Below are 22,498 nucleotides of genomic sequence, written 5' to 3'. Positions count from 1 at the left end.
CCCTCAGGCGGCCCTGGCGCCGCTTCCGAAGCGTCCGTAGAACGTCTCGCCCGCCTTCGCCATGTTACGCAGCAGTTTGGGTGCCGCGAACCGCGCGCCATGGGCCTCTTCCAGCCCGTCGCAGATCGCCACGGCCCGTTCCGCCCCGATGATATCGAGCCAGGAGAACGGACCCCCCGACCAGGGCGCAAAGCCCCAGCCGAGGATCGCGCCGACATCGCCCTCGCGGATGTCCTCCAGCACGCCGTCCTCAAGCGCCCGCACGGCCTCCAGCACCTGCGCCATCATCAGCCGGTGCTGCACCCCGGTCAGCTCCGGCTGATCCGCCGCCACGGGCCAGGCCGCCCCCAGCCCGTCCCAAAGGCCCAGCCGCCCGCCTTTCTCGTCATAGGCGTAGAACCCCGCCTTGGCCTTGCGGCCCAGCCGCCCCTGATCGGCCATCGCGAACAGGATCTTGTCCACCGCGCCGTCGGGATAGGCGTCGCCCATCGCGGCCTTGGTGGCCTTGGCGATCTTCACGCCAAGGTCGATCGAGGTCTCATCGACCAGTTGCAACGGGCCAAGCGGGAAGCCCAGAAGCGTCGCCGCATGTTCGATCAGCGCCGGTTCCACCCCTTCGGCCACCATGCGGATGCCTTCGTTGATATAGGGGATGATGCAGCGGTTGGCGTAGAAGAAGCGGGCATCGTTGACGACGATCGGCGTCTTCCTGATCTGGCGGACGAAATCCAGCGCCTTGGCGACCGCGACCGGGCCTGTTTCCTTCCCCTTGATGATCTCGACCAGCATCATCTTGTCGACGGGGGAAAAGAAGTGGATGCCGATGAACTGCTCCGGCCGTTTCGAGGCCTTCGCCAGATCGCTGATCGGCAGGGTGGAGGTGTTGGTGGCAAAGATCGCGCCTTCGGGGATCACCGCCTCGGCCTTCGCGGTCACCCCGGCCTTGACCTTCATATCCTCGAACACCGCCTCGACGATCAGGTCACAGCCCGTCAGCGCGGCGTAATCCGTCGTCGCGGTGATCCGGGCCAGCACCTCTTCCTTCTTCTCGGCCGTCACCTTGCCGCGCTTCATGCCCTTGTCGAGCAGGTCGGCGGAATGCGCCTTGCCGCGCTCCGCGGCCTCTTGCGCGGCGTCGATCAGCACGACCTCGATCCCGGCATTCGCGCTGACATAGGCGATGCCCGCGCCCATCATGCCGGCACCCAGAACGCCAACCTTTTTCACCCGCTGGTCCGGCACGTCAGGGCGGTTCGCGCCCTTCTCCAGCGCCTCCTTGTTCAGGAACAGCGACCGGATCATGGCGGAAGAGGACGGGTTCATCAGCACCTTGGTGAACCAGCGCGCCTCGATCCGCAGCGCGGTGTCGAAATCGACCATCGCGCCTTCATAGACCGCCGCCAGTAGCGCCTTGGCGGCCGGGTAGACGCCTTGCGTCTTGCCATGCACCATCGCATTGGCTCCAACGAAGGTCATGAAGCCGGCCGGGTGATAGGGCGCGCCGCCGGGCATCTTGAAGCCCTTCTGGTCCCAGGGCTTGACGATATCGGCGTCAGCGGCCGACAGAACCCATTCCTTCGCCTTAGCGAGCAACTCACCGGGCGCCACAACCTCATCAATCAGCCCCGCGCCCTTGGCCTTTTTCGGGTCCAGCATCTTGCCTTCCAGCAGCACCGGCGCCGCCGCCATCGCGCCCACCATGCGGGAATAGCGCGTGGTGCCTCCGCCGCCGGGGAAGAGGCCGACCAGGATTTCCGGCAGGCCGATCTTCGCCTTCGGGCTGTCGGCCATGAAGCGGCGATGACAGGCCAGCGCGATTTCCGTCCCGATGCCGGCCGAGGTGCCGGGCAGGGCGCAGGCCACAGGCTTGCCGCCCTTCAGGGTCTTCGGGTCCATCCCGGCGCGTTCCAGCTTGCGCAGGATATGGTGGCCGGACATGGTGAAATCGAACAGGGCCTGGGCCGGGTTTTCCCCCGCCTCCTCGCGGATTTTCGCCAGCACGTTCAGGTCCATCCCGCCCGCGAATGTTTCCTTGCCCGAGGTGATGACGATGCCCTTGACGGCGTCGTCGGCCAGCGCGGTATCGACCATCTCGCTCACTTGGGCGAAGCCCTCGCGGCTCATCACGTTCATCGACTTGCCCGGCACGTCCCAGGTCAGCGTCGCAACGCCGTCGGCGTCCACGGAATAGGTGAAATCGGTCATGTTCTCTCTCCCGTGTAAGGGGTGCCGTCCTTGTAGGTGAAGCTGGCCTTGCCGTCCTGGATCGCGATCTCCAGATCGACATCGGAATAGGTGGCCTTTTCGGGGTTCATCCGGGAACCGACGACGAGGAAACGCGCCTCCGCCCCCGATCTGTTGACGAAGCAATGCCCGTTCGGATCGCCCGCCGGAAAGGCCGCGCAATCGCCGGGGCGCATGACGGTTTCGCCGCCGTCCTGCACCAACACGCATTCGCCCTGCATGATCATGACGAATTCATCCTCACGGTGGTGCCAGTGGCGGAGCGACGACCGTGCGCCGGGTTGCAGGATCACCTCATTCGCGCCGAACTGCGTCAGCCCGCCCGCATCGCCGAGGCGCAGCGAGGATCGCCCGGCCATCTGGCTGGCATAGGGTTCGGGGTAGATGGAGCCGGTCTTGACCGGTACGCTGGCCTTGTCGATGATGCCCATCACACCCTCTCGATGATCGTGGCCGCACCCATGCCCGACGCGATGCAAAGCGTGGCAAGGCCCGTACCCTTGCCGGTGCGCTCCAGCTCATCTAGCAGCGTGCCGATGATGATCGCGCCGGTGGCGCCAAGCGGGTGGCCCATGGCGATGGCGCCGCCGTTGACGTTGACCTTGTCGGGCGAGACGTCGAAAGCCTGCATGAAGCGCAGGACGACGGCGGCGAAGGCCTCATTCACCTCGAAAAGGTCGATGTCGGAAATCGACATGCCGCTGTCTTTCAGGATCTTTTCCGTCACCGGCACCGGGCCGGTCAGCATGATCGTCGGATCGGTGCCGATCTTCGCGGTCGCGCGGATGCGGGCGCGGGGCTTCAGGCCCCATTTGTCGCCGAATTCCTTGTTGCCGATCAGCACCGCCGCCGCCCCGTCCACGATGCCCGAGGAGTTCCCGGCGTGGTGGATATGCTCGATCCGCTCCAGATGCGGGTATTTCATCAGCGCGAGCTTGTCGAAGCCGGGCATCACCTCGCCCATGTCCTTGAAGCTGGCCTTCAGCGCGCCCAGCGTCTGCATGTCGGTGCCGGGGCGCATGTATTCGTCATGGTCGAGGATCGGCAGGCCGTTCTGGTCGCGGATCGTGACGATGGATTTCGCGAAACGCTTGTCTTCCCACGCCTTTGCGGCGCGTTTTTGCGATTCCACCGCAAGGGCGTCGGCCTCATCGCGCGAAAAGCCGTATTCGGTGGCGATGATGTCGGCGGAAATGCCCTGCGGCACGAAATAGGTCTTCCAGGCAAGGGACGGGTCGACCGCGATCGCGGCCCCGTCAGAGCCCATGGGGACACGACCCATCATCTCCACGCCGCCGGCGATATAGCCCATCCCGGCGCCGCCCTTTACCTGGTTGGCGGCAATATTCACCGCCTCCATCCCCGATGCGCAGAAGCGGTTGATCGCAAGGCCGGGGATATGTTCGTCGAGGTCCGACAGCAGCACGGCCGAGCGCGCAAGACAGCCGCCCTGTTCGCCGACCTGGGTCACATTGCCCCAGATCACGTCCTCGACCGCGTGACCGGCAAGGTTGTTGCGCTCCTTCACCGCGTTCAGGACCTTGGCCGACAGCGCGACCGAGGTCACCTCATGCAGGCTGCCATCCTTGCGGCCCTTGCCGCGCGGACTGCGGACGGCGTCATAGATATAGGCGTCGGTCATGGTCTTCTCCCGTTATTCGCTCACTTGCACGCAGGTCGCCTTGACGGTGATCGCCCGCGTCCTGAGCTGGTCTTCCATCTTCGTGCGCGCCGCCTCGCAGAGCGCCTCGGTGGCAAAGGGCGTCTCGTTCACGCGCACCTCATGGGGGACGTTTTCGCCGGTGACGGTGTAGACGACCGCGATCAGCAGCCAGTTCATGTCGGTTCCTCCGCTCAGGCCCGGTCGGACGGATTGCCGGGCATCAGGTCATAGGGGTGTTTCCAGCCCGGCAGGGCCGCGATGCGGTCAAGCCAGCGGTCGATATGGGGCAGGGCCTTGCGGTCGAAGCCCCAGGGTTCGGGGTAGTAGAGATAGCCGCAGCAGGCGAGGTCGGCCAGCGTCGGGGCGTCGCCCGTCACCCAGTTGCGGCCCTCAAGATGGCGGTCGAGAACGCCAAGCGCCGTCATGACCCGGCCCGAAAGCCATTTGATCGCCTCGGCCGGGCGCTTCTCCTCGGGGACGAAGTTCATCAGGAAGCGCAGCGCGCCCTGCTGGCCCGATCCCTTCTGACCGTCCCAGAACAGCCAGCGCAGGATCTCGTTCCGGTCGCCGTCGAGGAATTTCCCGGTCTTCTCGGCGACATGAAGCTGAATCACGCAGCTTTGCGTCAGCGTCAGATCGCCCTCAACGAAGACCGGCGCCTCACCCATTTCATTGATGGCGAGGAAGTCGGCGCTGCGCGAGGCGCCGTGGAAGAAATCGACCCAGAGCGGCGCCCAGTCATAGCCCGCAAGTGCCATCGTCAGCGCCGCCTTGTAGGCATTGCCGCTTTCGCCGAAGCAGTAGAGTTTCGCCGTCATGTCGTCGCCTCTTGTCTGACCGTCGAAGTGGGGGCTTCGCGCCCCCACACCCCTGCGGAGTATTTCCGCAACGAAGAAGAAGGATTTGTTAACCAGAATCGGGCGAGGCTCGGCGCGCGGTACAGGCTGGAGAGCCGATGACCGCCAACGGAGAAGTCGCCCTGGTTCCGGCGAGAAGCACCCCAGGTTTGAGGGCCGGCGCCGGTTCCGGGGCGCACTTTGCGCTTCTTCGTTGCACAAATACTCATTCCGCCCTCTCCGCCCGTCATGCCTTTCGGTCCTCAAGCTCCGCCTTGAAAAGCCTGAGGCGGTGGTTGAACGTCTCGGCGTCGATGACGCTGTTGAAATGTTCGAAGACGAAGGTCAGCGCCTCATCCTGCGTGATCCCGGCCTGGGCCGCGAGGGTCTGCAACGCGCGGTAGGCGTCGTTGGTCATCGCGGCGGGGAAGCGGCGGGTCAGGCGCAGGCGTTTGGGCATCCGGTCCTCATCGGGTTCTGGGGGCCGCGCCGAAGGGGGCGCGGACCCGTTCGTGTCGGGGAAGCCTAGAACGCCTCTGCGGCAAGCGCCATCACGGGTTCGGCACCGGACTGGATGCGGGCGAGGTGGGTCGTGGTCATCGGCAGTTGCCGGGCCATGTAGTAGCGTCCGGTGGCAAGCTTGGTCTCATAGAAAGCCTTGTCGCCGGTTCCGCCCGCCAGCGCTGCCAGCGCGGCCTTGGCCGAGCGCGCCCACATGAGGCCAAGGCAGACATGACCGAAGAGGTGCATGAAGTCGTAGGACCCCGCCAGCGCCGCGTTGGGGTTCTTCATGCCGTTCTGCATGAAGAACATGCCCGCTGCCTGAAGATCCTTCGACGCGGCCTTGAGCGGGTCGAGGAAGTCTTTCTTCAGCGCGTCGTCGCCGTCGTTTTCCTTGATGAAGCCCTTCACCATCTCGAAAAACGCCATGACATGCTTGCCGCCATCCGCCGCCAGCTTGCGGCCGACGAGGTCAAGCGCCTGCACCCCGTTGGCGCCCTCATAGATCATGGTGATCCTGGCGTCGCGGGTGAACTGGGACATGCCCTGTTCCTCGATATAGCCATGCCCGCCATAGACCTGCTGCGCGGCGACGGCGGTCTCGAACCCCTTGTCGGTGAGGAAGCCCTTGATGACCGGGGTGAGGAGCGAGATCATCCCCTCGGCGTCCTTGTCGTCCGAGCGATGCGCGCGGTCGATCAGCGAGGCCCCCCAGAGCGTGAAGGCGCGCGCGCCTTCAAGGAAGCTTTTCTGGTCCATCAGGTTGCGGCGGATGTCGGGATGCACGATCAGCGGGTCGGCGGGGCCGGAGGGGTTTTCGGTCCCCGTCACCGCGCGGCCCTGAAGGCGGTCGCGGGCATAGGTGACGGCGTTCTGGTAGGCCGGTTCGGCGACCGCGTAGCCCTGAAGGCCGACGCCCAGCCGCGCCTCGTTCATCATCGTGAACATGTTGCGCATGCCCTTGTGCAGCTCTCCCAGCAGGTAGCCGGTCGCGCCGTCATAGTTCATCACGCAGGTGGCATTGCCGTGGATGCCCATCTTCTCTTCGATATTGCCGACCGAAACGCCGTTGCGTTCGCCCAGGGTGCCATCCTCTTTCACCAGGAACTTCGGCACGATGAAAAGCGAGATGCCCCTGGTCCCCTCGCCACCGCCGGGCGCCTTGGCCAGCACCAGGTGGATGACGTTGTCCGCAAGGTCGTGATCGCCCGCCGAGATGAAGATCTTCTGCCCGGTGATCCTGTAGCTGCCGTCCTTCTGCGGTTCGGCCTTGGTGCGGATCATGCCAAGGTCGGTCCCGGCATGGGGTTCGGTCAGGTTCATCGTGCCGGTCCAGTCGAGGCTGACCATCTTCGGCAGGAAGGTCTGTTTCTGGTCGTCCGTCCCGTGGGCGAGGATGGCCGAGATCGCGCCATGGGTCAGGCCCTGATACATGTTGAAGGCCATGTTGGCGGAGACGAAGATTTCGCCCACGGCAGTCCCCATGATGTAGGGCAGGTTCTGCCCGCCATAGTCCTCGGGCAGATCAAGACCGTTCCAGCCGCCTTCCTTCATCGCCGCGAAGGCTTCCTTGAAGCCCTTCGGCGTGTAGACGACGCCGTTTTCCAGCCGACAGCCTTCGCGGTCGCCGCTGGCGTTCAGGGGCGTCAGCACGTCGCTGGCGATCTTGCCCGCCTCTTCGAGGATCGCAGAGGTGAAGCCGGGCTCAAGCTCGCCATAGCCTGGCACGTCGCTGGCGGCGACGCCCAGAACCTCATTCAGGACAAATTCCATGTCGCGGATCGGGGCGGTGTAGGTCGGCATGCGTCTCTCTCCCTAAAGGTCGTCGGTCGTGTTTCAGGCGGCGGTCAGCCTGAGTTTCGTCAGAGTCTCGGCGTTCTGCGCGATCATCTCGTCCAGTTCGGCGATCGCCTGGTCAAGCTCATCGCGTTGCTGTTCCATGTCGGCCAGCCGCTTGCGCGCTGCGTCGAGCGTCTCGGCCAGCTGCGTCTCATGCGTGTCATCGACATCGTAGAGATCGAGCAACTGGCGGATGTCTTCCAGGCTGAAGCCGAACCGCTTGCCGCGCAGGATCAGTTTCAACCGGGCGCGGTCGCGGCGGGAATACAGGCGTTTCTGGCCCTGGCGCATCGGGAAAAGCAGTTCCTTGGCTTCGTAGAAGCGAAGCGCGCGGGCGGTCACGTCGAAGCCGTCGCACATTTCGCGAATGGTCAGAACATCGTCACTCATACACATATCCTTTCATCCGTGTCTGAGGGTTTCGTGGCCCCCAGATCGGAAGAGTGATCCGACCATACAAGCGAAGTTGACGTTAACGTCACCGTGACGTCGCGTCACGAAATCGGTGACGTAATGTCCTTTCGGAAAAGCGTGCGGAGGGCTATTTTTCTGTCGCGTCCGGGGCGCCCAAATCAGTCGTCCAGAAGCGCCTGGGTGCGGTCGCGCAGGTCCTTCAGGTCGGCGATCGTGGCGTCAAGCTCCTCGCGCTGCTTGCCAAGCTCGGCCAGTTGCCGGTCGGCCATGGAGATCCAGACCGAGTATTGTTCCTTGGTTCCCCTCTCATTGTAGAGAAGCAGCCACTGGCGGATTTCCTCAAGGCTGAAGCCAAAGCGGCGGCCGCGCAGGATCAGGGTCATGCGGGCCACCTCGCGCGGGCCGTAAAAGCGCGCGCGGCCGTCCTTTTCGGGGGACAGAAGCTCAATATACTCGTAATAGCGCAGCGTCCGCGGGGTCACGTCGAAGCGGGTACACATATCCTTGAAACTGATGCGCTCTTCGGCCATCCGGGGGTCCTCCTGGCGCAGAGCCTAGCGGCAGGCGGGGGGCCGCACAACTCGCTTGCGCGGGGGTCAGTTCAGGAAACCGGGCGCGAAGAGGTAAAGCGCATAGGCGACGGTCAGGGCGGGAACGGTCGAAAAGACGGTGGCCATGATCGCCGCGCGCGGGGCAAGGGCGATGGCGGGAAAGAGGGCGTCGCCGTCGTTCGAGATGGCATTCGCCGCGAGCGCCGAGAAGGGAATCGCCCCGTTCACGAAAAGCGTGGCGACAAGGACCTGCGGGCCACAGCCGGGAATGAACCCGATGGCGGCGGCGATCAGCGGCAGAGCCGGGGCGATGGTCTGGAACATCGCCTTGAGGTCGAACCCGCCATAGGCCGCGGCATAGTCATAGGCCAGGTAGGCGATCACCACCCAGATCGAGATGAAGGCGGTTTCCTCGGCCATGCGCGTCACCGGCGCGTCGGCCGGGTTGGTCATCGCCTTGACCGGCGAAACGGTCCAGATGGCAAGGCCGGTGAAGATGCCGGTCAGCGCGAAGGCGGCGACGGGAATGCCAAGAACCTGCGTCACCTCGATGCCGCCGATCTGCGCGGCGCCAACGATCAGGCCGGGGATAAGCGCGGCCAGATAGAGGTAATGGCGCGGGCGGGTGGCGCCGATCAGCGGCGCGACCTCGCAACCGCCCTGCGCGGGGCGGTAGTCGACGGTCAGGAAGCGATCGACGAGCCAGCCGGTCAGGATGCCGGTCGCGAATTGCATCGGCAGCAGAACCAGCGCGACATCCGGCCGTGTCGCGATCAGCAGAAAGGCCGCGTCCCCCATCGTTGCGGTCAGCGTGGCCACGACCGCGCCAAAGCTGACCTTGCCCGAGGCATAGGCCGCCACGACGACAACCGCGCCGCCGCAGCCGGGCGTCGCGCCAAGAAGCGCGGCGAACGGCACCTGCAACATGCGCGACTGACCCATCGCCTGGCCAAGGTCGAAGCGGAACAGCCGCTCCAACCCGTAAAAGAGCAGGAGCGTCGCCGCGACGAAGGCCGAGACCTGCACGAAAGCGTCCTGCATCAGCCCGCGCGTCAGCGCACCCAGATCGCCCGGCGCCAGCGCCAGCGCGACGATAAGACCGACGAGCGCCAGCCGTCGCGGGTCCATCCGGCCAGGCCGTCGGACGGCGTTGGGGGCGAGGGCGGTCAATGCCATGGTCTAGCTTTCTTTCATTCGTATATAATTTGAACCCTAGGCTATATTTTGGATATAGGTCTTGCGGTGCCTCCGTCAACCGGCAAATTGGCGGGGGTGTGATCCCGGAGCCTGATGCATGAATGACAAGAAGCGGACAGCGGCGCAGCAGTTCATCGAGGCGATTCCCTATTCGCGGGCGCTGGGCATGGTGCTTGAGCAGCTTGGGGACGGGGTTGCCGCGATCTCCATGCCCTATGACGCCCGGCTGGTGGGAGATCCGAAATCGGGGGTGATCCATGGTGGCGCGGTGTCGGCCCTGATGGACACCTGCGGCGGCGCGGCGGTGATGAGCCATCCGCGCGCGCCCTCGGCCACCGCGACCATCGACCTTCGCATCGACTACATGCGCCCGGCGCGTCCGGGCGACCGGATCACCGCGCGGGCAGAATGCTACCATGTCACGCGATCGGTCGCCTTCGTGCGTGCCACCGCGCATGACGCCGATCAGGACCGGCCCGTCGCCACGGCCACCGGCACCTTCACCTTCGACGCCGCGAAAGGAGACAGGGGATGAGCCCGCGCCTGCGCCCCGAGCCGGTCCAGATCGTCAAGGAACGCCGCGACGCCGCGCTGCAATCGCTGATCGGCGGGGTGCCGTTCATCGGCTTTCTGGGCATCCGCTTCGACCGCCGCGGCGATGAGCTGACGGCGGTGCTGCCCTATGACGACAAGCTGATCGGCAACCCCTACCTGCCCGCGCTGCATGGCGGAGTGACGGCGGCCTTCCTTGAGGTGACGGCGATCATCGGGCTGAGCTGGTCGCTGGTGTGGGAGGATATGGAGGCGGGCCGCGTCGATCCGCGCGCGCTGGACGCGACGCATCTGCCGCGCCTGCCGAAGACCATCGACTTTACCGTCGACTACCTGCGCACCGGCCTGCCGCGCGACGCCTATGCGCGGGCGCGGGTAAACCGTTCCGGCCGGCGCTATGCGAGCATTCATGTCGAGGCCTGGCAGGACAATCGCGCCCGGCTTTTCGCGCAGGCGACCGGGCATTTCCTGATGCCCGACAGAACGGCGCCCCCTGCCGATGAATGAGATCACGCACCGGCGCGTGTTGAAGATCGCGCTGCCCATTGTCCTGTCGAACGCGACCGTGCCGCTTCTGGGCGCGGTCGATACCGGCGTCGTGGGGCAGATGGGGCTGGCCGCCCCCATTGGCGCGGTGGGGGTGGGGGCGGTGATCCTTGCTTCGTTCTACTGGATCTTCGGCTTTCTGCGTATGGGGACATCGGGCATGGTCGCGCAGGCGCATGGCGCGCGCGACGTGGCCGAAACCGGCGCGCTTCTGACCCGCGCGCTGATGATCGGGGCGGCGGCGGGGCTGGCGGCGATCGTGCTGCAACTGCCGATCTTCTGGCTCGCCTTCCACCTTGCCCCGGCCTCGGCCGAGGTAGAGGCGCTGACGCGGGACTATCTGTCGATCCGCATCTGGGGCGCGCCTGCGACGATCTCGCTATACGCCGTCACCGGCTGGCTGATCGCGGTGGAGCGGACGCGCGGGGTGCTGGTCCTGCAGCTGTGGATGAACGGCCTGAACGTGGCGCTTGACCTGTGGTTCGTGCTGGGTCTGGGCTGGGGGGTCGGGGGCGTCGCCACCGCCTCGCTGATTGCGGAATGGTCTGGGCTGGTCCTTGGCCTCTGGCTTTGCCGGGCGGCGTTTTCGGGCGGGCAGTGGCACGACTGGGCGCGGGTCTTCGACCGGGCGCGGATCGTGCGGATGATGAAGGTCAATTCCGACATCATGCTGCGCTCGATCGTGCTGCAACTTTCCTTCACCACCTTCGTCTTCCTCGCCGCCGGGTTCGGCGACGTGACGCTGGCGGCGAACCAGGTCTTGCTGCAATTCCTTGAAATCACCGCCTTTGCGCTGGACGGGTTCGCCTTCGCCGCCGAGTCGCTGGTCGGGCAGGCGGTGGGGGCGCGGTCGGTCATCGCGGTGCGGCGGTCCTCGGTCGTGGCAAGCCAGTGGGGCGTCGGGGGATCGGTTGTTCTTGGCCTTGCCTTCTGGCTTGGCGGGCCGGGGATCATCGACATGATGGCGACCGATCCCGCGGTGCGGGAGGCGGCGCGGGACTACCTGCCCTGGGTGGCGCTGGCGCCGGTCGTCGGCATCGCAAGCTGGATGTTCGACGGTATCTTCATCGGTGCGACACTGTCGCGCGAGATGCGCAATGCGATGCTGATTTCCGGCGCGGTCTATCTTGTGGCGCTGCTGACGCTGCCCGGCGCTTTGGGCAATCACGGGCTTTGGCTGTCGCTGATGGTCTTGAACGCGATGCGGGGGGTGACGATGGCGGCGCTTTATCCGCGCGCGGAGCGGGCGGCGGGCGCGGTATAGGGGGCGCGGCCCCCTCACCCCGGACCCAGGTCCGGGGCTCACCCCCGGAGTATTGGGACAACGGAGAAGCTCAGAAGAGCGCCAGCACCGCCTCGGGCGGGCGGCCGAGCGCCGCGCGGTCGCCATGAAGGACAAGGGGCCGTTCGATCAGCACCGGGTTGGCGGCCATCGCGGCGATCAGCGTGGCGCCGTCACTGTCGGCGGAGAGGCCCGCGTCGCGAAAGGCGGCTTCCTTGCGGCGGATGAGGTCGCGGGCGGGCAGGGCGAGGCGCGCGAGGGCGTCGCGGAGTTCCGCCTCGGATGGCGGGTCCTGGAGATAGAGACGGATCGTGGGGGCGATGCCCTGCGCTTCGAGAAGCGCCAGCGTCTCGCGCGATTTGGAGCAGCGTGGATTGTGCCAGATCGTCGTCACAGCCAGTCCTTTCGTCCCGTCCCGACCGCCTCGGCCACGGTGGCGAAGCCGTCGCGTTGCAAAAGCCCGTCGAGGCCCCGCGCAATATCGGCGGCCAGTGACAGCCCGCCATAGACCAGCGCCGAATAAAGCTGCACCGCCGAGGCACCGGCGCGGATCTTGGCATAGGCATCCTCGGCCGAGGCGATGCCGCCAACCCCGATCAGCGGCAGTGCGCCGCCCGTGAGGTCCGACAGCCGCGCGAGGGTGCGGGTGGATTTCTCGAACAGGGGCGCGCCGGACAGGCCGCCCGCCTCGCCCCGATGGGCGCTTTTCAGGCCGTCGCGCGAGAGCGTCGTGTTGGTCGCGATCACCGCGTCGATGCCGGAGGACAGCGCGACCTCGGCCACGTCGGCCAGTTCGGCGTCAGCCAGATCGGGCGCGATCTTGAGGAAGACGGGGACCCGGCGCGCCAGCCCGTCACGGGTCGCGATCACGCCGGCGAGCAGCGCCGAAAGCGCCGCCTTGCCCTGAAGGTCGCGCAGCTTTTCGGTATTGGGGGAGGAGACGTTGACGGTTGCGAAATCGACATGCGGCCCGGCGGTGGCCAGCACGCGGGCGAAATCGGCGGCGCGGTCGGCGGCGTCCTTGTTGGCGCCAAGGTTCAGCCCCACCGGCACGTCATGGCGGGCCTGCGACAGCCGGGCGGCGATGACCTCCGCGCCCTCGTTGTTGAAGCCGAAGCGGTTGATGACGCCGCGATCCTCGGTCAGACGGAAAAGGCGCGGCGCGGGGTTGCCGGGCTGCGGGCGCGGGGTGGCGGCGCCGACCTCGACAAAGCCGAAACCCGCGCGGGACAGCGGCGTGACCGCCTCGGCGTTCTTGTCGAACCCGGCGGCAAGGCCGACCGGGTTGGGCAGGTCCAGCCCCGCAAGCCGGGTCCGCAACCGGGGCGAGGTGACGGGGCCGGGCAGGGGGACGAGACCGGCCCTGAGCGCGCGGATCGACCAGCCATGGGCCTTTTCCGGGTCAAGCCGGTGCAGCGCGAAAAGACCGAGCCGTTCGATGGGGGTCACAACATGCCCTCGGGGAAGATATGGCCGGTGGCGCCAAGGGGCAGCGACTTGTCCCAGACGACATCGCCCAGCGTCAGCGCGCGGTAGAGATGCGGGAACAGCGCGCCGCCGCGCGAGGGTTCCCATTTCAGGTCGGCGCCGAGTTTGCCCGCATCGACCGCGACCAGCACCAGATCGCTTTCGGTCGCGAAATGCCGCGCGGCCGTCTCTGCCACCTGCTCGGCGGTCGAGAAATGGATGAAACCGTCCGCCAGATCGACGGGCGCGCCGAGCGTCTGACCGGCGGTGCGAAGCGCGTCCCATTCGGCGCGGCGGAAGATCTTGAAGATGAGCATGGCTTCTCATGCCCCCTGACCGGGATGCGGTCAATGGCCGACGAACGGCTTTCTGGCCGGCACGGGGGAGCGGACGGGGCCGGGGGCGGGTATCAGGCTTTGACTCCGGCCCCGCTTGGCCGCAGTCTGACCTTGTCCAACCCCGAAGGGAGTTCTCCGATGAAGATCACCGCCCGCCACAGCGCGGCCCTGCTTCTGGGCGCCAGCGCCCTTGCCTTCGCCGATGCCGCCGCCGCCGACTCCGTCAAGATCACGATCTTTGGGGTCGGCGACGCCTATAACTTCGAGGAAGAGGATGGCCGCGGCGGCTTTGCCCGGCTGAACGCGGTGGCGCGCGCCGAGCGGGCGGCCAATCCGAACACGCTTTATGTCTTCGATGGCGACATGCTGTCGCCCTCGCTTCTGTCGGGCTTCGACAAGGGCCAGAACACCATCGACCTGACCAATATCGTGCCTTTCGACCTTGCCGTGCCGGGCAACCACGAATTCGACTTCGGGCCGGAGAATTTCTATGAAAAGATGAAGGCGTCGAAATACCCCTGGGCTGCGATCAACATCACCAATGCCGACGGGTCCGCCATCGACGGGCTGGGCGGCGTGATGATGAAAGAGGTGGGCGGCGTGAAGGTCGCGCTGATCCCGGTGGCGCAGGATACCTCGCCCCAGGTCGCTTCGACCGGGGATCTGGTGTTCCTGCCGACGGTCGAAACCGGCATCGCGGCGGCGAAACAGGCGCGCGAGGACGGGGCCGATCTGGTTGTCGGCGTGGTCCAGACCGACATGAGCAACGACCGCCAATTGATCGCGAGCCATGCCTTCGACGTTATCCTGTCGGGCGACGACCATTCCTATGCCACCGCCTATGACGGGGTGACGGCCTATGTCGAAACCTCCATCGACGGGCAGTATCTGTCGCCGCTCGACCTGAATGTGGAGATCGGGCAGGACAAGGATGGCAAGCGGACGATCGACTGGACGCCGGAGTTCCGCTTCATCGACACCGCGACGGTCACGCCCGACGCCGAGACGCAGGCGCTTGTCGATCAGCTCAAGACCAAGCTGGATGAAAGCCTGAATGTTGAGATCGGCGTGACCGAGGTGCCGCTCGACAGTCGCCGCAATGTGGTGCGGGCCGAGGAGTCGGCGGTGGGCAACCTGATCGCGGATGCGCAGCGTGCCGCGACCGGGGCGGATATCGCGCTTGCCAATGGCGGCGGCATCCGTGGCGACCGGACCTATGATGCGGGGACCACGCTGACCCGGCGCGACATCCTGACCGAACTGCCTTTCGGCAACGTGACGGTGGAGACCGAGCTGCCCGGCAGCCAGATCCTCGCCGCGCTGGAAAACGGGGTCAGCCAGGTGGAAAAAGGCGCCGGGCGATTCCCGCAAGTCTCCGGCATTACCTTCGCCTTCGACCCCTCCGCCCCCGCCGGATCGCGGGTGTCCGAGGTGATGGTGGGCGGTGCGCCGCTTGACCTGAACAAGGTCTATACGGTGGCGACCAACGACTACATGCTGTCGGGTGGGGACGGCTATACCGCTTTGGGTGGTGGCAAGGTCTTGATCAACGCCGGGAACGGGAACCTGATGGCGAATGACGTGATCGCTTATGTCTCTGCGACCGGCAAGGTCACGACCGGGGTCGAGGGCCGCATCCGGCGGCTTGGCGGCAACTGATCTGTCGCCAGGGTTGAGCGCCAAAAGGGCGGGATTTTTCCCGCCCTTTTTTGTCACCATTGTGTTTTCGCCTTGATTCGGGCATTATCGGGGACGCGACGTTACCTCTATCGACTGCTGTCTCCGTCTTCGGCCCAGTTCTTCGATTGCGACTGACTGCGCCGGGCCGCCGCACTTCCGCGGGCGGCAAGACAAGGAGACTACGGATGGCCAACGGCACCGTGAAATGGTTCAACGAAACGAAGGGCTACGGCTTCATCGCGCCGGAAGGCAGCAGCAAGGACGTCTTCGTCCACATCTCTGCGGTCGAGCGTGCGGGCCTGCGCAGCCTGAAGGACGGCCAGGCCGTGACCTTCGACATCGAAGCCGGCCGCGACGGCCGTGAATCGGCGACGAACCTCGCGCTCGCCTGATCGCGTCGCATCGGAATTAGAGGGAAGGGCGGGGCTGTTGCCTCGCCCTTTTCGTTTGGGGGGGCGTCGCGGGCGAAAGTCTTCGCGCCAAAGCAATTCGACGCAGGCCGCCGCTGGGCGGTTTCGCGCGGATAGACAAGTTTTCGAGGGTTTGATGGTGCTGCGAGAGAGGATTGAACTCTCGACCTCTCCCTTACCAAGGGAGTGCTCTACCACTGAGCTACCGCAGCGCCGGTTCGGGGCGCGTGTTAGACGCAAATCCGCGTCCGCGCAAGCGCAATCTGGACCCTTTCGACCATCCGCTATAGAGAGGGCGGCATGAATGAAAAACGGTCCGATCCCCGGCCGAAAAAGGCCGAAGACCCGCGTGAGGTGCGGTTGAAGGCGGCGCTCAAGGCGAACCTTCAACGGCGCAAGGCGCAGGCCAAGGCGCGCGGTGCGGCGGGGAAAGTGGACGAAGAGGAAAGCTGAGGCGGGCATGGATTCGATCATCGTGAAGGGCGGGACGCCGCTGTCGGGGCAGATCCCCATTGCAGGCGCGAAAAACGCCTGTCTGGCGCTGATGCCGGCGACGCTGCTGTCGGATGAACCGCTGACGCTGACCAACGCGCCGCGGCTGTCGGACATCAAGACGATGACGACGCTTTTGCAATCGCTGGGGGCCGAGGTCACGTCGATGCAGGGCGGGCGGGTGCTGGCGCTGTCCAGCCATGACCTGACCAATCTGACCGCCGATTATGACATCGTGCGCAAGATGCGCGCCTCGAACCTCGTCCTTGGGCCGCTTCTGGCGCGGGCGGGGCGGGCGGTGGTGTCGCTGCCCGGCGGCTGTGCCATCGGGGCGCGGCCGATGGACCTGCATATCTCGGGGCTTGAGGCGATGGGCGCGGCGATCGAGTTGAAGGACGGCTATCTCCATGCCGAGGCGAAGGGCGGCCTGAAAGGCGCGGTGATCGAACAGCGCTTCGCCTCGGTCGGCGCTACGGAAAACATCGTCATGGCCGCCACGCTCGCCAAGGGAACCACGGTCCTGAAGAACGCGGCGCGGGAACCTGAAATCGTCGATCTGGTCCGCTGCCTGCGCGCCATGGGCGCCGAGATCGCGGGCGAGGGGACGGCGACGATCGAGATCCAGGGCGTCGACCGGCTGGGCGGGGCCACGCACCGCGTCGTCGCCGACCGGATCGAGCTTGGCACCTACATGATCGCCCCGGCCATCGCGGGCGGCGAGGTGGAGCTGATCGGCGGCAGCATGGACCTGCTGCCGGCCTTTTGCGAGAAGTTGCAGGAGGGTGGCATCAGCATCACCCAGACCAATGAAGGGGTGAAGGTCGCCCGCGCCAATGGCCGCATCCATGCGGTCGATGTGAAGACCGAGGTCTTCCCCGGCTTCCCGACCGACCTTCAGGCGCAGATGATGGCCCTGATGTGTACCGCCGACGGCACCAGCGTGCTGGAAGAGACGATCTTTGAAAACCGCTTCATGCATGCGCCCGAACTGATGCGCATGGGGGCGGAGATCGAGGTTCATGGCGGTCATGCGACCGTGACCGGGGTGGAGCGTCTGAAGGGCGCGCCGGTCATGGCGACCGACCTGCGCGCCTCGGTCTCGCTGATCCTCGCGGGGCTTGCGGCCGAGGGGGAGACGGTCGTGAACCGGGTCTATCACCTCGACCGCGGCTATGAGCGGGTGGAGGAGAAGCTGGGCGCCTGTGGCGCGAAGATCGAACGTGTGAAGGCCGAGTGAGGGCAGCATGGCGGATGCGACATTCGAGGACGGCGCCGAGGGTGGGCTGAACCTCAAGGCCTATGAGGGGGAGGACCTTCAGGTCATCGCCACGCTTTCGCAGGACGCGGTCCTGACGGCGGCGGACATGACCTGGCGCCCGAAGGAGCGGCGGCTGGCCTTCCTTATCAACCGTTTCCGCTGGGAGGACGCGCCGCGCGCCGAGGCGCGCGGGCGGCCTTATGAACGGGTGCGGTCGCTTCTGGTGATCGACGGGGTGATGCGCGTCGCCTCGCAGGGCGTGGACCGGGGCGACGGGGATGAGGTGCTGTCGCTTCTCTCGGTCGACTGGACGCCGGGCGAGGATGGCGCGGGGGCCGTGACGCTTGTCCTGGCGGGCGACGGCGCGATCCGGGCCGATGTCGAATGCCTTGACGTGACGCTGAAGGATGTGACCCGGCCCTATGCGGCGCCGTCACGGCATATGCCGAAACACCCGGAGTAAGGACCGGGCGGTGTCCCGCCCGGCCCGTTTCACCTACTTGAACTTCCTGATCTCACCCGACTTCAGCCGCGCGAGATAGCTGTTCACCTCCTGCTTCACGATCGGCATCAGGACGTAAAGCCCGATGATGTTGACCACCGCCATCGCGAAGATCGCGGCGTCCGAGAAGTCGATGACCGGCCCAAGGCTCGCTGCTGCGCCGATGATGACGAAGAGGCAGAAGATCAGCTTGAAGGTCAGTTCCTTCCCCTTCCCCTCGCCGAAGAGATAGGTCCAGGCTTTCAGCCCGTAATAGGACCAGGAGATCATCGTCGAGAAGGCGAAGAGGATCACCGCCAGCCCCAACACATAGGGAAACCACGAGAAGGCCGAGGCGAAGGCGGCCGAGGTCAGGCCGACCCCTGACGCGCCGGTCACGGTCTGGATCGTGCCGTTGTCGTTCAGCAGGTACATCCCCGTTTCCGCGTCCACCACAAGCTGCTGGGTGAAGATGATGACCAGAGCCGTCATCGTGCAGATCACGACGGTGTCGATGAACGGCTCAAGCAGCGAAACGAAGCCCTCGGTGATCGGCTCTTTCGTGCGCACGGCCGAATGGGCAATGGCGGCGGAACCGACGCCCGCCTCGTTGGAGAAGGCCGCCCGCTTGAAGCCCTGGATCAGCGCCCCGACCGCGCCACCCGCGATCCCCGAACTGGTGAAGGCGCCCGCGAAGATCTGGCCGAAGGCCCAGCCGATATTGCCGATGTTCATCAGGATGATCAGCAGCGCGGACCCGACATAGAGGATGCCCATGAAGGGGACGATTTTCTCCGTCACCTGCGCGATGGACTTGATGCCGCCGACGATCACCGCGAAGACGATGGCGGCGAAGATCACGCCGGTGATCCAGCCCGGATAATCGCCAAGGATACCCGCAAGCTGCTGATGCGCCTGGTTGGCCTGGAACATGTTGCCGCCGCCGAAGGAGCCGAGGATGCAAAAGATCGCGAACAGCACGGCCAGCACCTTGCCGCCCGGCATGCCGCGTTCGGCAAAGCCCTTGGTCATGTAATACATCGGCCCGCCGGACACGGTGCCGTCGGGATATTCGTTGCGGTATTTCACGCCGAGCGTGCATTCGGTGAACTTCGACGCCATGCCGAGAAGACCGGCAAGGATCATCCAGAACGTCGCCCCCGGTCCGCCGATCCCGACCGCCACGGCGACACCGGCGATATTGCCAAGGCCGACCGTGCCAGAGAGGGCGGTCGCCAGCGCCTGGAAATGGCTGACCTCACCCGCGTCGTTCGGGTCCGAATAGTCGCCCTTCACCAGCTGGATCGAATGCTTGATGACCCGGAACTGGATAAAGCCGAAATAGATGGTGAAGATCGTTGCGGCAGTCACCAGCCAGGCGACGATCCAGGGAAAGGACGTGCCGGGAAACGGCGCGAAGATGAGGTTGACGAACCATCCCGTCGCGCTGGCAAAGCCTGCGTTGATCTGTTCGTCGAGCGTTTGTGCCGCCGCGGCGCCCGCGAAGGACACGGCCCCGGCCGCGCCGACTGCGGCGCGCTTGATAAATGCTGCTGTCATGTGTCTGTCCCCGTTGGTTATGGCACGATGGTGCAAGGCACCGGCGCGATCTGGGCCAGCGATCCGGCGACGGAGCCGAAAATCCGGTCCATCAGGGATGAGGAGCCGGTGCGCCCGATGAAGATCTGCGCCGCGCCTTCGGCCTTTGCCATGTCACAGAGCGTTTCGGCGACATGGCCGTATTTGATGGCGGTCTCGATCTCGATACCGCTGTCTTTCAGCTTCGCCTTCAGGGGGTCGAGAACCGCCTTGGCGGCGCGGTCAAGCTCCTGGTTGCGGCGCTTGTGGCGTTCGGCCAGTTCCTCCTGCGTGAGGAAAGAATAGGGCGACCATTCCAGAACGTGGACGACCAGAAGCCGGGCCTTGCCGGCCTTGGCCCTTTTGACGGCGAAGTCGACGGCGCGCCCGGCGGCCTCACTCCCGTCATAGGCGGCGATGAAGGTATCTACCATGTTTCACTCCCTTTGAACCCCCATTGTCCTGGGGTGGTTCAGTGTTGCGCGAAACGGATGGGAGCATGTCCCTTTGTTGTCTGGATCGGCAATAATATTCGAAATGACCTGCGATGAAGTGGCGATATATGCAATAATCTTCGAATTCTATTCGAATACCGCGACGATCCTTCGAATCGCGTTTAAGGCGATTCCGCCTGGCCATCCTGTTCCGCGACAAACCGCCTGCGCGCTTGCCCTTGCCCCTGCCTCCCGCGCGCCCTAAACCGCCCGCACCGGAAGGACGCGCCATGGCCAGATCACCCGTTACCGTTATCGAAGACCGCGCAAGGTCGCGCAGGGTCGGCGCGCTTAGCGGCCTCTGGCCGTTTCTCGCGCCCTATCGCGGGATGATCGTGATGGCGGGCCTCGCGCTGGTGCTGACCGCCTCGGTCTCTCTCCTCCTGCCGCTGGCGGTGCGCCGTGTGATCGACGGGTTCAGCCAGGGCGCGGCGCTTTTGGACAGTTATTTCGCCGGGGCGCTGGTGATCGCGGCGCTGCTCGCGCTGGGGACGGGCGCGCGCTACTACCTCGTCACCCGGCTGGGCGAGCGGGTCGTGGCCGACATCCGCAAGGCCGTCTTCGACCGTGTCATCGGGATGAGCCCGGCCTTCTACGAAAAGATCCTGACCGGCGAGGTTGTCAGCCGCATCACCACCGACACGACGCTGATCCTGTCGGTCATCGGCTCTTCCGTCTCGGTCGCGCTGCGCAATGTGCTGATCCTGCTGGGCGGGCTGGTGATGCTGTTTGTCACCGCACCGAAGCTGACCCTTCTGGTCTTCCTGATCGTCCCGGCGGTGATCGTGCCGATCGTCACCCAGGGCCGCCGCTTGCGGGTGCTGAGCCGCGAGAATCAGGACTGGATCGCGCAGTCCTCGGGCGCCGCGGCCGAGGCGCTGGGAGCGGTCCAGACCGTGCAGGCCTTCACCCATGAGGGCGAGGCGAGGGGCGATTTCGCCAAGGTGACGGAGCAGTCCTACCTCTCGGCCAAGCGTCGCATCCGCACGCGGGCGGTGATGACGATCATCGTCATCTTCCTTGTCTTCGGCGGGGTCGTTGGCGTTCTCTGGATCGGCGCGCGCGACGTGCGCGGCGGCACGATGAGCGCGGGCGAGCTGGTGCAATTCGTCATCTATGCCGTCATGGCGGCCGGGTCGGTCGCCGCACTTTCGGAAATCTGGGGGGAGTTGCAGCGCGCCGCGGGGGCGACCGAACGGCTGGTGGAGCTTCTGGGCGCGACGGACACCGTGAACGACCCGGTCGGCCCCAGGGCGCTGCCCGCGCCTGCCAAGGGCGACATCCGGTTTGAAGACGTGTCCTTCCGCTACCCCTCGCGCCCCGATCAATCGGCGCTGAGCGACATCAGCCTGCATGTCAAACCCGGTGAGACGGTGGCCCTTGTCGGCCCCTCGGGCGCGGGCAAGACCACGGTGATCCAGCTTCTGCTGCGCTTTTACGACCCGCAAGAGGGGCGCATCCTGCTGGACGGGCTGCCGCTGACCGACCTCGCGCGGTCCGATTTCCGCCGCTCCATCGCGCTGGTGCCGCAGGACCCGGCGATCTTCGCCGCCTCGGCGCGGGAGAATATCCGCTACGGACGCCCCGATGCGGGCGATGCCGAGGTGGAGGCCGCCGCCCGCGCTGCCGCCGCGCATGACTTCATCGTGGCGCTGCCCGATGGCTATGACAGCTATCTTGGCGAACGCGGGGTGATGCTGTCGGGCGGGCAGAAACAGCGCATCGCCATCGCCCGCGCGATCCTGCGCGACGCCCCGGTCCTGCTGCTGGATGAGGCGACATCGGCGCTGGATGCCGAAAGCGAACGGCTGGTGCAGGCGGCTGTGGATGAACTCGCCAGGGGCCGGACCACGATCATCGTCGCCCACCGTCTGGCGACCGTGAAGAAGGCCGACCGCATCGTCGTCTTCGATCAGGGCCGTATCGTCGCGACCGGCAGCCATGACGCGCTGGTGGCCGAGGGCGGGCTTTACGCGCGCCTTGCCCGGCTTCAGTTCACCGAAGGCGCCATCGCCGACTGATTTGCGGCTGATCGCGGAACTTTCCCCCTATGTCGGCGGTTGCGACCGGAAGGCTTAGTGCCGATAGTGAGGTCACAGGCGCGGCTTGCCGCGTGAACGCAACCAAGTGGAGATCGACATGGGTGTTTGGAGCTTTGTGAAAGGCGCGGGCAAGAAGCTGTTCGGCGGCGGCGCCGCCGAGGCGGCCGAGGTGCAGCAGGACGCGTTGCAGAAAGAGATCAAGGACCTCGGTCTTGACGCATCCGGCCTCGACATCAAGGTCGAGGGTGACAAGGTCAAGGTCGGCGGCAAGGCCATCAGCCCGGAGATGAAGGAAAAGGTCATCCTCGCCGTCGGCAACGTGGATGGCGTCGCCGAGGTGGAAACCAGCGATGACGGCGACACGGCGGATGCCGTCTTCCACACGGTCGTGAAGGGCGACACGCTGTCGGCCATCGCCAAGAAGACGCTTGGCAATGCCAACCGCTACCCGGAGATTTTCGAGGCCAACAAGCCGATGCTGACCCACCCGGACAAGATCTATCCGGGCCAGGTGCTGCGCATCCCGGCGAAATAAGGCCTTCAGGCCGGCGCCCCGGCGCCGGTCCTTCGCCTCTGACGCGGCGTCGCGGCAGGACCGGGACGGCGCGTCACACTTGCCTCGCGGCGCCTTTG

The 22,498-nt window shown here is 65.8% G+C and carries 25 protein-coding genes and 1 tRNA gene; 10 read left to right on the top strand and 16 right to left on the bottom strand.

The window, feature by feature from the left end:
* Positions 1-3: 3 nt before the first annotated feature.
* From LX70_RS05675 to LX70_RS05630, 10 genes are all read right to left on the bottom strand, one after another.
* On the bottom strand, positions 4-2,205 hold the full coding sequence (locus LX70_RS05675; protein ID WP_105513497.1) for a 3-hydroxyacyl-CoA dehydrogenase NAD-binding domain-containing protein: 2,202 nt from the start codon (positions 2,203-2,205) through the stop codon (positions 4-6).
* Positions 2,202-2,675, bottom strand: a complete 474-nt coding sequence (locus LX70_RS05670) for a cupin domain-containing protein (RefSeq protein ID WP_105513496.1) — start codon at positions 2,673-2,675, stop codon at positions 2,202-2,204. The genes LX70_RS05675 and LX70_RS05670 overlap by 4 nt, the downstream gene beginning before the upstream one ends.
* Positions 2,675-3,886, bottom strand: a complete 1,212-nt coding sequence (locus tag LX70_RS05665) for an acetyl-CoA C-acetyltransferase (RefSeq protein WP_105513495.1) — start codon at positions 3,884-3,886, stop codon at positions 2,675-2,677. Before LX70_RS05665 ends, LX70_RS05670 begins: the two co-directional genes overlap by 1 nt.
* Positions 3,887-3,898: 12 nt before the next feature.
* Positions 3,899-4,084, bottom strand: coding sequence for a hypothetical protein (locus LX70_RS05660; protein WP_105513494.1), 186 nt, complete (start codon positions 4,082-4,084; stop codon positions 3,899-3,901).
* 14 nt (positions 4,085-4,098) lie between these two features.
* Positions 4,099-4,725 (bottom strand): glutathione S-transferase family protein, encoded by a 627-nt coding sequence (locus tag LX70_RS05655; protein ID WP_105513493.1) that lies wholly within the window; start codon positions 4,723-4,725, stop codon positions 4,099-4,101.
* Between the two features lie 265 nt (positions 4,726-4,990).
* Complete coding sequence (locus tag LX70_RS05650) at positions 4,991-5,203, bottom strand: hypothetical protein (RefSeq protein WP_105513492.1); 213 nt, start codon at positions 5,201-5,203, stop codon at positions 4,991-4,993.
* 65 nt (positions 5,204-5,268) lie between these two features.
* Entirely contained in the window at positions 5,269-7,047 is a 1,779-nt protein-coding gene (locus LX70_RS05645; RefSeq protein WP_105513491.1) for an acyl-CoA dehydrogenase C-terminal domain-containing protein, read from the bottom strand.
* A 33-nt stretch (positions 7,048-7,080) separates the two neighbouring features.
* Positions 7,081-7,473, bottom strand: coding sequence for a MerR family transcriptional regulator (locus LX70_RS05640; RefSeq protein WP_105513490.1), 393 nt, complete (start codon positions 7,471-7,473; stop codon positions 7,081-7,083).
* Between the two features lie 182 nt (positions 7,474-7,655).
* Positions 7,656-8,027, bottom strand: coding sequence for a MerR family transcriptional regulator (locus tag LX70_RS05635; protein WP_105513489.1), 372 nt, complete (start codon positions 8,025-8,027; stop codon positions 7,656-7,658).
* Between the two features lie 66 nt (positions 8,028-8,093).
* Entirely contained in the window at positions 8,094-9,224 is a 1,131-nt protein-coding gene (locus tag LX70_RS05630; protein ID WP_105513488.1) for a putative manganese transporter, read from the bottom strand.
* Between the two features lie 118 nt (positions 9,225-9,342).
* On the opposite strand from LX70_RS05630, the gene LX70_RS05625 reads away from it, so the two are divergent.
* From LX70_RS05625 to LX70_RS05615, 3 genes are read left to right on the top strand one after another with little or no spacing between them, the layout of a single operon-like run.
* Positions 9,343-9,780 (top strand): PaaI family thioesterase, encoded by a 438-nt coding sequence (locus LX70_RS05625; protein WP_105513487.1) that lies wholly within the window; start codon positions 9,343-9,345, stop codon positions 9,778-9,780.
* Positions 9,777-10,304, top strand: a complete 528-nt coding sequence (locus LX70_RS05620; RefSeq protein WP_105513486.1) for a PaaI family thioesterase — start codon at positions 9,777-9,779, stop codon at positions 10,302-10,304. Before LX70_RS05625 ends, LX70_RS05620 begins: the two co-directional genes overlap by 4 nt.
* Entirely contained in the window at positions 10,297-11,607 is a 1,311-nt protein-coding gene (locus LX70_RS05615) for an MATE family efflux transporter (RefSeq protein WP_105513485.1), read from the top strand. Before LX70_RS05620 ends, LX70_RS05615 begins: the two co-directional genes overlap by 8 nt.
* Before the next feature lie 70 nt (positions 11,608-11,677).
* On the opposite strand, the gene arsC is transcribed toward LX70_RS05615, so the two are convergent.
* From arsC to LX70_RS05600, 3 genes are read right to left on the bottom strand one after another with little or no spacing between them, the layout of a single operon-like run.
* The gene (arsC, locus tag LX70_RS05610) at positions 11,678-12,025 is read right to left on the bottom strand and encodes an arsenate reductase (glutaredoxin) (RefSeq protein ID WP_105513484.1); all 348 of its coding nucleotides are present in this window, start codon (positions 12,023-12,025) and stop codon (positions 11,678-11,680) included.
* Positions 12,016-13,074, bottom strand: a complete 1,059-nt coding sequence (locus tag LX70_RS05605; RefSeq protein ID WP_105513483.1) for a quinone-dependent dihydroorotate dehydrogenase — start codon at positions 13,072-13,074, stop codon at positions 12,016-12,018. The genes arsC and LX70_RS05605 overlap by 10 nt, the downstream gene beginning before the upstream one ends.
* Complete coding sequence (locus LX70_RS05600) at positions 13,071-13,409, bottom strand: DUF952 domain-containing protein (protein ID WP_105513482.1); 339 nt, start codon at positions 13,407-13,409, stop codon at positions 13,071-13,073. Before LX70_RS05600 ends, LX70_RS05605 begins: the two co-directional genes overlap by 4 nt.
* A 159-nt stretch (positions 13,410-13,568) precedes the next feature.
* Between LX70_RS05600 and LX70_RS05595 the strand changes: the two genes are divergently transcribed.
* The gene (locus LX70_RS05595) at positions 13,569-15,089 is read left to right on the top strand and encodes a bifunctional metallophosphatase/5'-nucleotidase (protein WP_105513481.1); all 1,521 of its coding nucleotides are present in this window, start codon (positions 13,569-13,571) and stop codon (positions 15,087-15,089) included.
* A 206-nt stretch (positions 15,090-15,295) separates the two neighbouring features.
* Complete coding sequence (locus LX70_RS05590; protein ID WP_105513480.1) at positions 15,296-15,502, top strand: cold-shock protein; 207 nt, start codon at positions 15,296-15,298, stop codon at positions 15,500-15,502.
* Positions 15,503-15,657: 155 nt separating this feature from the next.
* Here the strand turns inward: LX70_RS05590 and LX70_RS05585 are convergent.
* Positions 15,658-15,732 (bottom strand) — tRNA-Thr (locus LX70_RS05585).
* Between the two features lie 88 nt (positions 15,733-15,820).
* On the opposite strand from LX70_RS05585, the gene LX70_RS20670 reads away from it, so the two are divergent.
* Genes LX70_RS20670 through LX70_RS05575 form a run of 3 tightly spaced genes read left to right on the top strand, consistent with a single transcriptional unit; the run spans position 15,821 to position 17,733 of the window.
* The gene (locus LX70_RS20670; RefSeq protein ID WP_170076123.1) at positions 15,821-15,973 is read left to right on the top strand and encodes a hypothetical protein; all 153 of its coding nucleotides are present in this window, start codon (positions 15,821-15,823) and stop codon (positions 15,971-15,973) included.
* 7 nt (positions 15,974-15,980) lie between these two features.
* The gene (murA, locus tag LX70_RS05580) at positions 15,981-17,249 is read left to right on the top strand and encodes a UDP-N-acetylglucosamine 1-carboxyvinyltransferase (RefSeq protein WP_105513479.1); all 1,269 of its coding nucleotides are present in this window, start codon (positions 15,981-15,983) and stop codon (positions 17,247-17,249) included.
* A gap of 7 nt (positions 17,250-17,256) precedes the next feature.
* Entirely contained in the window at positions 17,257-17,733 is a 477-nt protein-coding gene (locus tag LX70_RS05575; RefSeq protein WP_105513478.1) for a DUF2948 family protein, read from the top strand.
* Between the two features lie 33 nt (positions 17,734-17,766).
* Here LX70_RS05575 and LX70_RS05570 read toward each other — a convergent pair whose 3' ends face one another.
* Together LX70_RS05570 and LX70_RS05565 are read right to left on the bottom strand one after the other, a co-directional pair.
* The gene (locus LX70_RS05570; protein WP_105513477.1) at positions 17,767-19,311 is read right to left on the bottom strand and encodes an alanine/glycine:cation symporter family protein; all 1,545 of its coding nucleotides are present in this window, start codon (positions 19,309-19,311) and stop codon (positions 17,767-17,769) included.
* A 17-nt stretch (positions 19,312-19,328) separates the two neighbouring features.
* Complete coding sequence (locus LX70_RS05565; RefSeq protein WP_105513476.1) at positions 19,329-19,763, bottom strand: universal stress protein; 435 nt, start codon at positions 19,761-19,763, stop codon at positions 19,329-19,331.
* 290 nt (positions 19,764-20,053) lie between these two features.
* On the opposite strand from LX70_RS05565, the gene LX70_RS05560 reads away from it, so the two are divergent.
* Together LX70_RS05560 and lysM are read left to right on the top strand one after the other, a co-directional pair.
* Positions 20,054-21,844: an ABC transporter transmembrane domain-containing protein gene (locus tag LX70_RS05560; RefSeq protein ID WP_105513475.1), complete on the top strand. Its 1,791-nt coding sequence runs from the start codon at positions 20,054-20,056 to the stop codon at positions 21,842-21,844.
* A 118-nt stretch (positions 21,845-21,962) separates the two neighbouring features.
* The gene (gene lysM / locus LX70_RS05555; RefSeq protein WP_105513624.1) at positions 21,963-22,400 is read left to right on the top strand and encodes a peptidoglycan-binding protein LysM; all 438 of its coding nucleotides are present in this window, start codon (positions 21,963-21,965) and stop codon (positions 22,398-22,400) included.
* The last annotated feature ends 98 nt before the right edge of the window (positions 22,401-22,498 follow it).

Source organism: Albidovulum denitrificans (genome assembly GCF_002973535.1).
Classification (GTDB): Bacteria; Pseudomonadota; Alphaproteobacteria; order Rhodobacterales; family Rhodobacteraceae; genus Albidovulum; species Albidovulum denitrificans.
The sequence above is the reverse complement of the archived record's forward strand: the minus strand, read 5'-3'. Positions and strand labels throughout refer to the sequence as shown.

Excerpts from the sequence above, each read along its gene's own strand:
- LX70_RS05675 (WP_105513497.1), bottom strand. The coding sequence starts at position 2,205 with ATGACCGATTTCACCTATTCCGTGGACGCCGACGGCGTTGCGACGCTG.
- LX70_RS05670 (WP_105513496.1), bottom strand. The coding sequence starts at position 2,675 with ATGGGCATCATCGACAAGGCCAGCGTACCGGTCAAGACCGGCTCCATC.
- LX70_RS05665 (WP_105513495.1), bottom strand. The coding sequence starts at position 3,886 with ATGACCGACGCCTATATCTATGACGCCGTCCGCAGTCCGCGCGGCAAG.
- LX70_RS05660 (WP_105513494.1), bottom strand. The coding sequence starts at position 4,084 with ATGAACTGGCTGCTGATCGCGGTCGTCTACACCGTCACCGGCGAAAAC.
- LX70_RS05655 (WP_105513493.1), bottom strand. The coding sequence starts at position 4,725 with ATGACGGCGAAACTCTACTGCTTCGGCGAAAGCGGCAATGCCTACAAG.
- LX70_RS05650 (WP_105513492.1), bottom strand. The coding sequence starts at position 5,203 with ATGCCCAAACGCCTGCGCCTGACCCGCCGCTTCCCCGCCGCGATGACC.
- LX70_RS05645 (WP_105513491.1), bottom strand. The coding sequence starts at position 7,047 with ATGCCGACCTACACCGCCCCGATCCGCGACATGGAATTTGTCCTGAAT.
- LX70_RS05640 (WP_105513490.1), bottom strand. The coding sequence starts at position 7,473 with ATGAGTGACGATGTTCTGACCATTCGCGAAATGTGCGACGGCTTCGAC.
- LX70_RS05635 (WP_105513489.1), bottom strand. The coding sequence starts at position 8,027 with ATGGCCGAAGAGCGCATCAGTTTCAAGGATATGTGTACCCGCTTCGAC.
- LX70_RS05630 (WP_105513488.1), bottom strand. The coding sequence starts at position 9,224 with ATGGCATTGACCGCCCTCGCCCCCAACGCCGTCCGACGGCCTGGCCGG.
- LX70_RS05625 (WP_105513487.1), top strand. The coding sequence starts at position 9,343 with ATGAATGACAAGAAGCGGACAGCGGCGCAGCAGTTCATCGAGGCGATT.
- LX70_RS05620 (WP_105513486.1), top strand. The coding sequence starts at position 9,777 with ATGAGCCCGCGCCTGCGCCCCGAGCCGGTCCAGATCGTCAAGGAACGC.
- LX70_RS05615 (WP_105513485.1), top strand. The coding sequence starts at position 10,297 with ATGAATGAGATCACGCACCGGCGCGTGTTGAAGATCGCGCTGCCCATT.
- LX70_RS05600 (WP_105513482.1), bottom strand. The coding sequence starts at position 13,409 with ATGCTCATCTTCAAGATCTTCCGCCGCGCCGAATGGGACGCGCTTCGC.
- LX70_RS05595 (WP_105513481.1), top strand. The coding sequence starts at position 13,569 with ATGAAGATCACCGCCCGCCACAGCGCGGCCCTGCTTCTGGGCGCCAGC.
- LX70_RS05590 (WP_105513480.1), top strand. The coding sequence starts at position 15,296 with ATGGCCAACGGCACCGTGAAATGGTTCAACGAAACGAAGGGCTACGGC.
- LX70_RS20670 (WP_170076123.1), top strand. The coding sequence starts at position 15,821 with ATGAATGAAAAACGGTCCGATCCCCGGCCGAAAAAGGCCGAAGACCCG.
- murA (WP_105513479.1), top strand. The coding sequence starts at position 15,981 with ATGGATTCGATCATCGTGAAGGGCGGGACGCCGCTGTCGGGGCAGATC.
- LX70_RS05575 (WP_105513478.1), top strand. The coding sequence starts at position 17,257 with ATGGCGGATGCGACATTCGAGGACGGCGCCGAGGGTGGGCTGAACCTC.
- LX70_RS05570 (WP_105513477.1), bottom strand. The coding sequence starts at position 19,311 with ATGACAGCAGCATTTATCAAGCGCGCCGCAGTCGGCGCGGCCGGGGCC.
- LX70_RS05565 (WP_105513476.1), bottom strand. The coding sequence starts at position 19,763 with ATGGTAGATACCTTCATCGCCGCCTATGACGGGAGTGAGGCCGCCGGG.
- LX70_RS05560 (WP_105513475.1), top strand. The coding sequence starts at position 20,054 with ATGGCCAGATCACCCGTTACCGTTATCGAAGACCGCGCAAGGTCGCGC.
- lysM (WP_105513624.1), top strand. The coding sequence starts at position 21,963 with ATGGGTGTTTGGAGCTTTGTGAAAGGCGCGGGCAAGAAGCTGTTCGGC.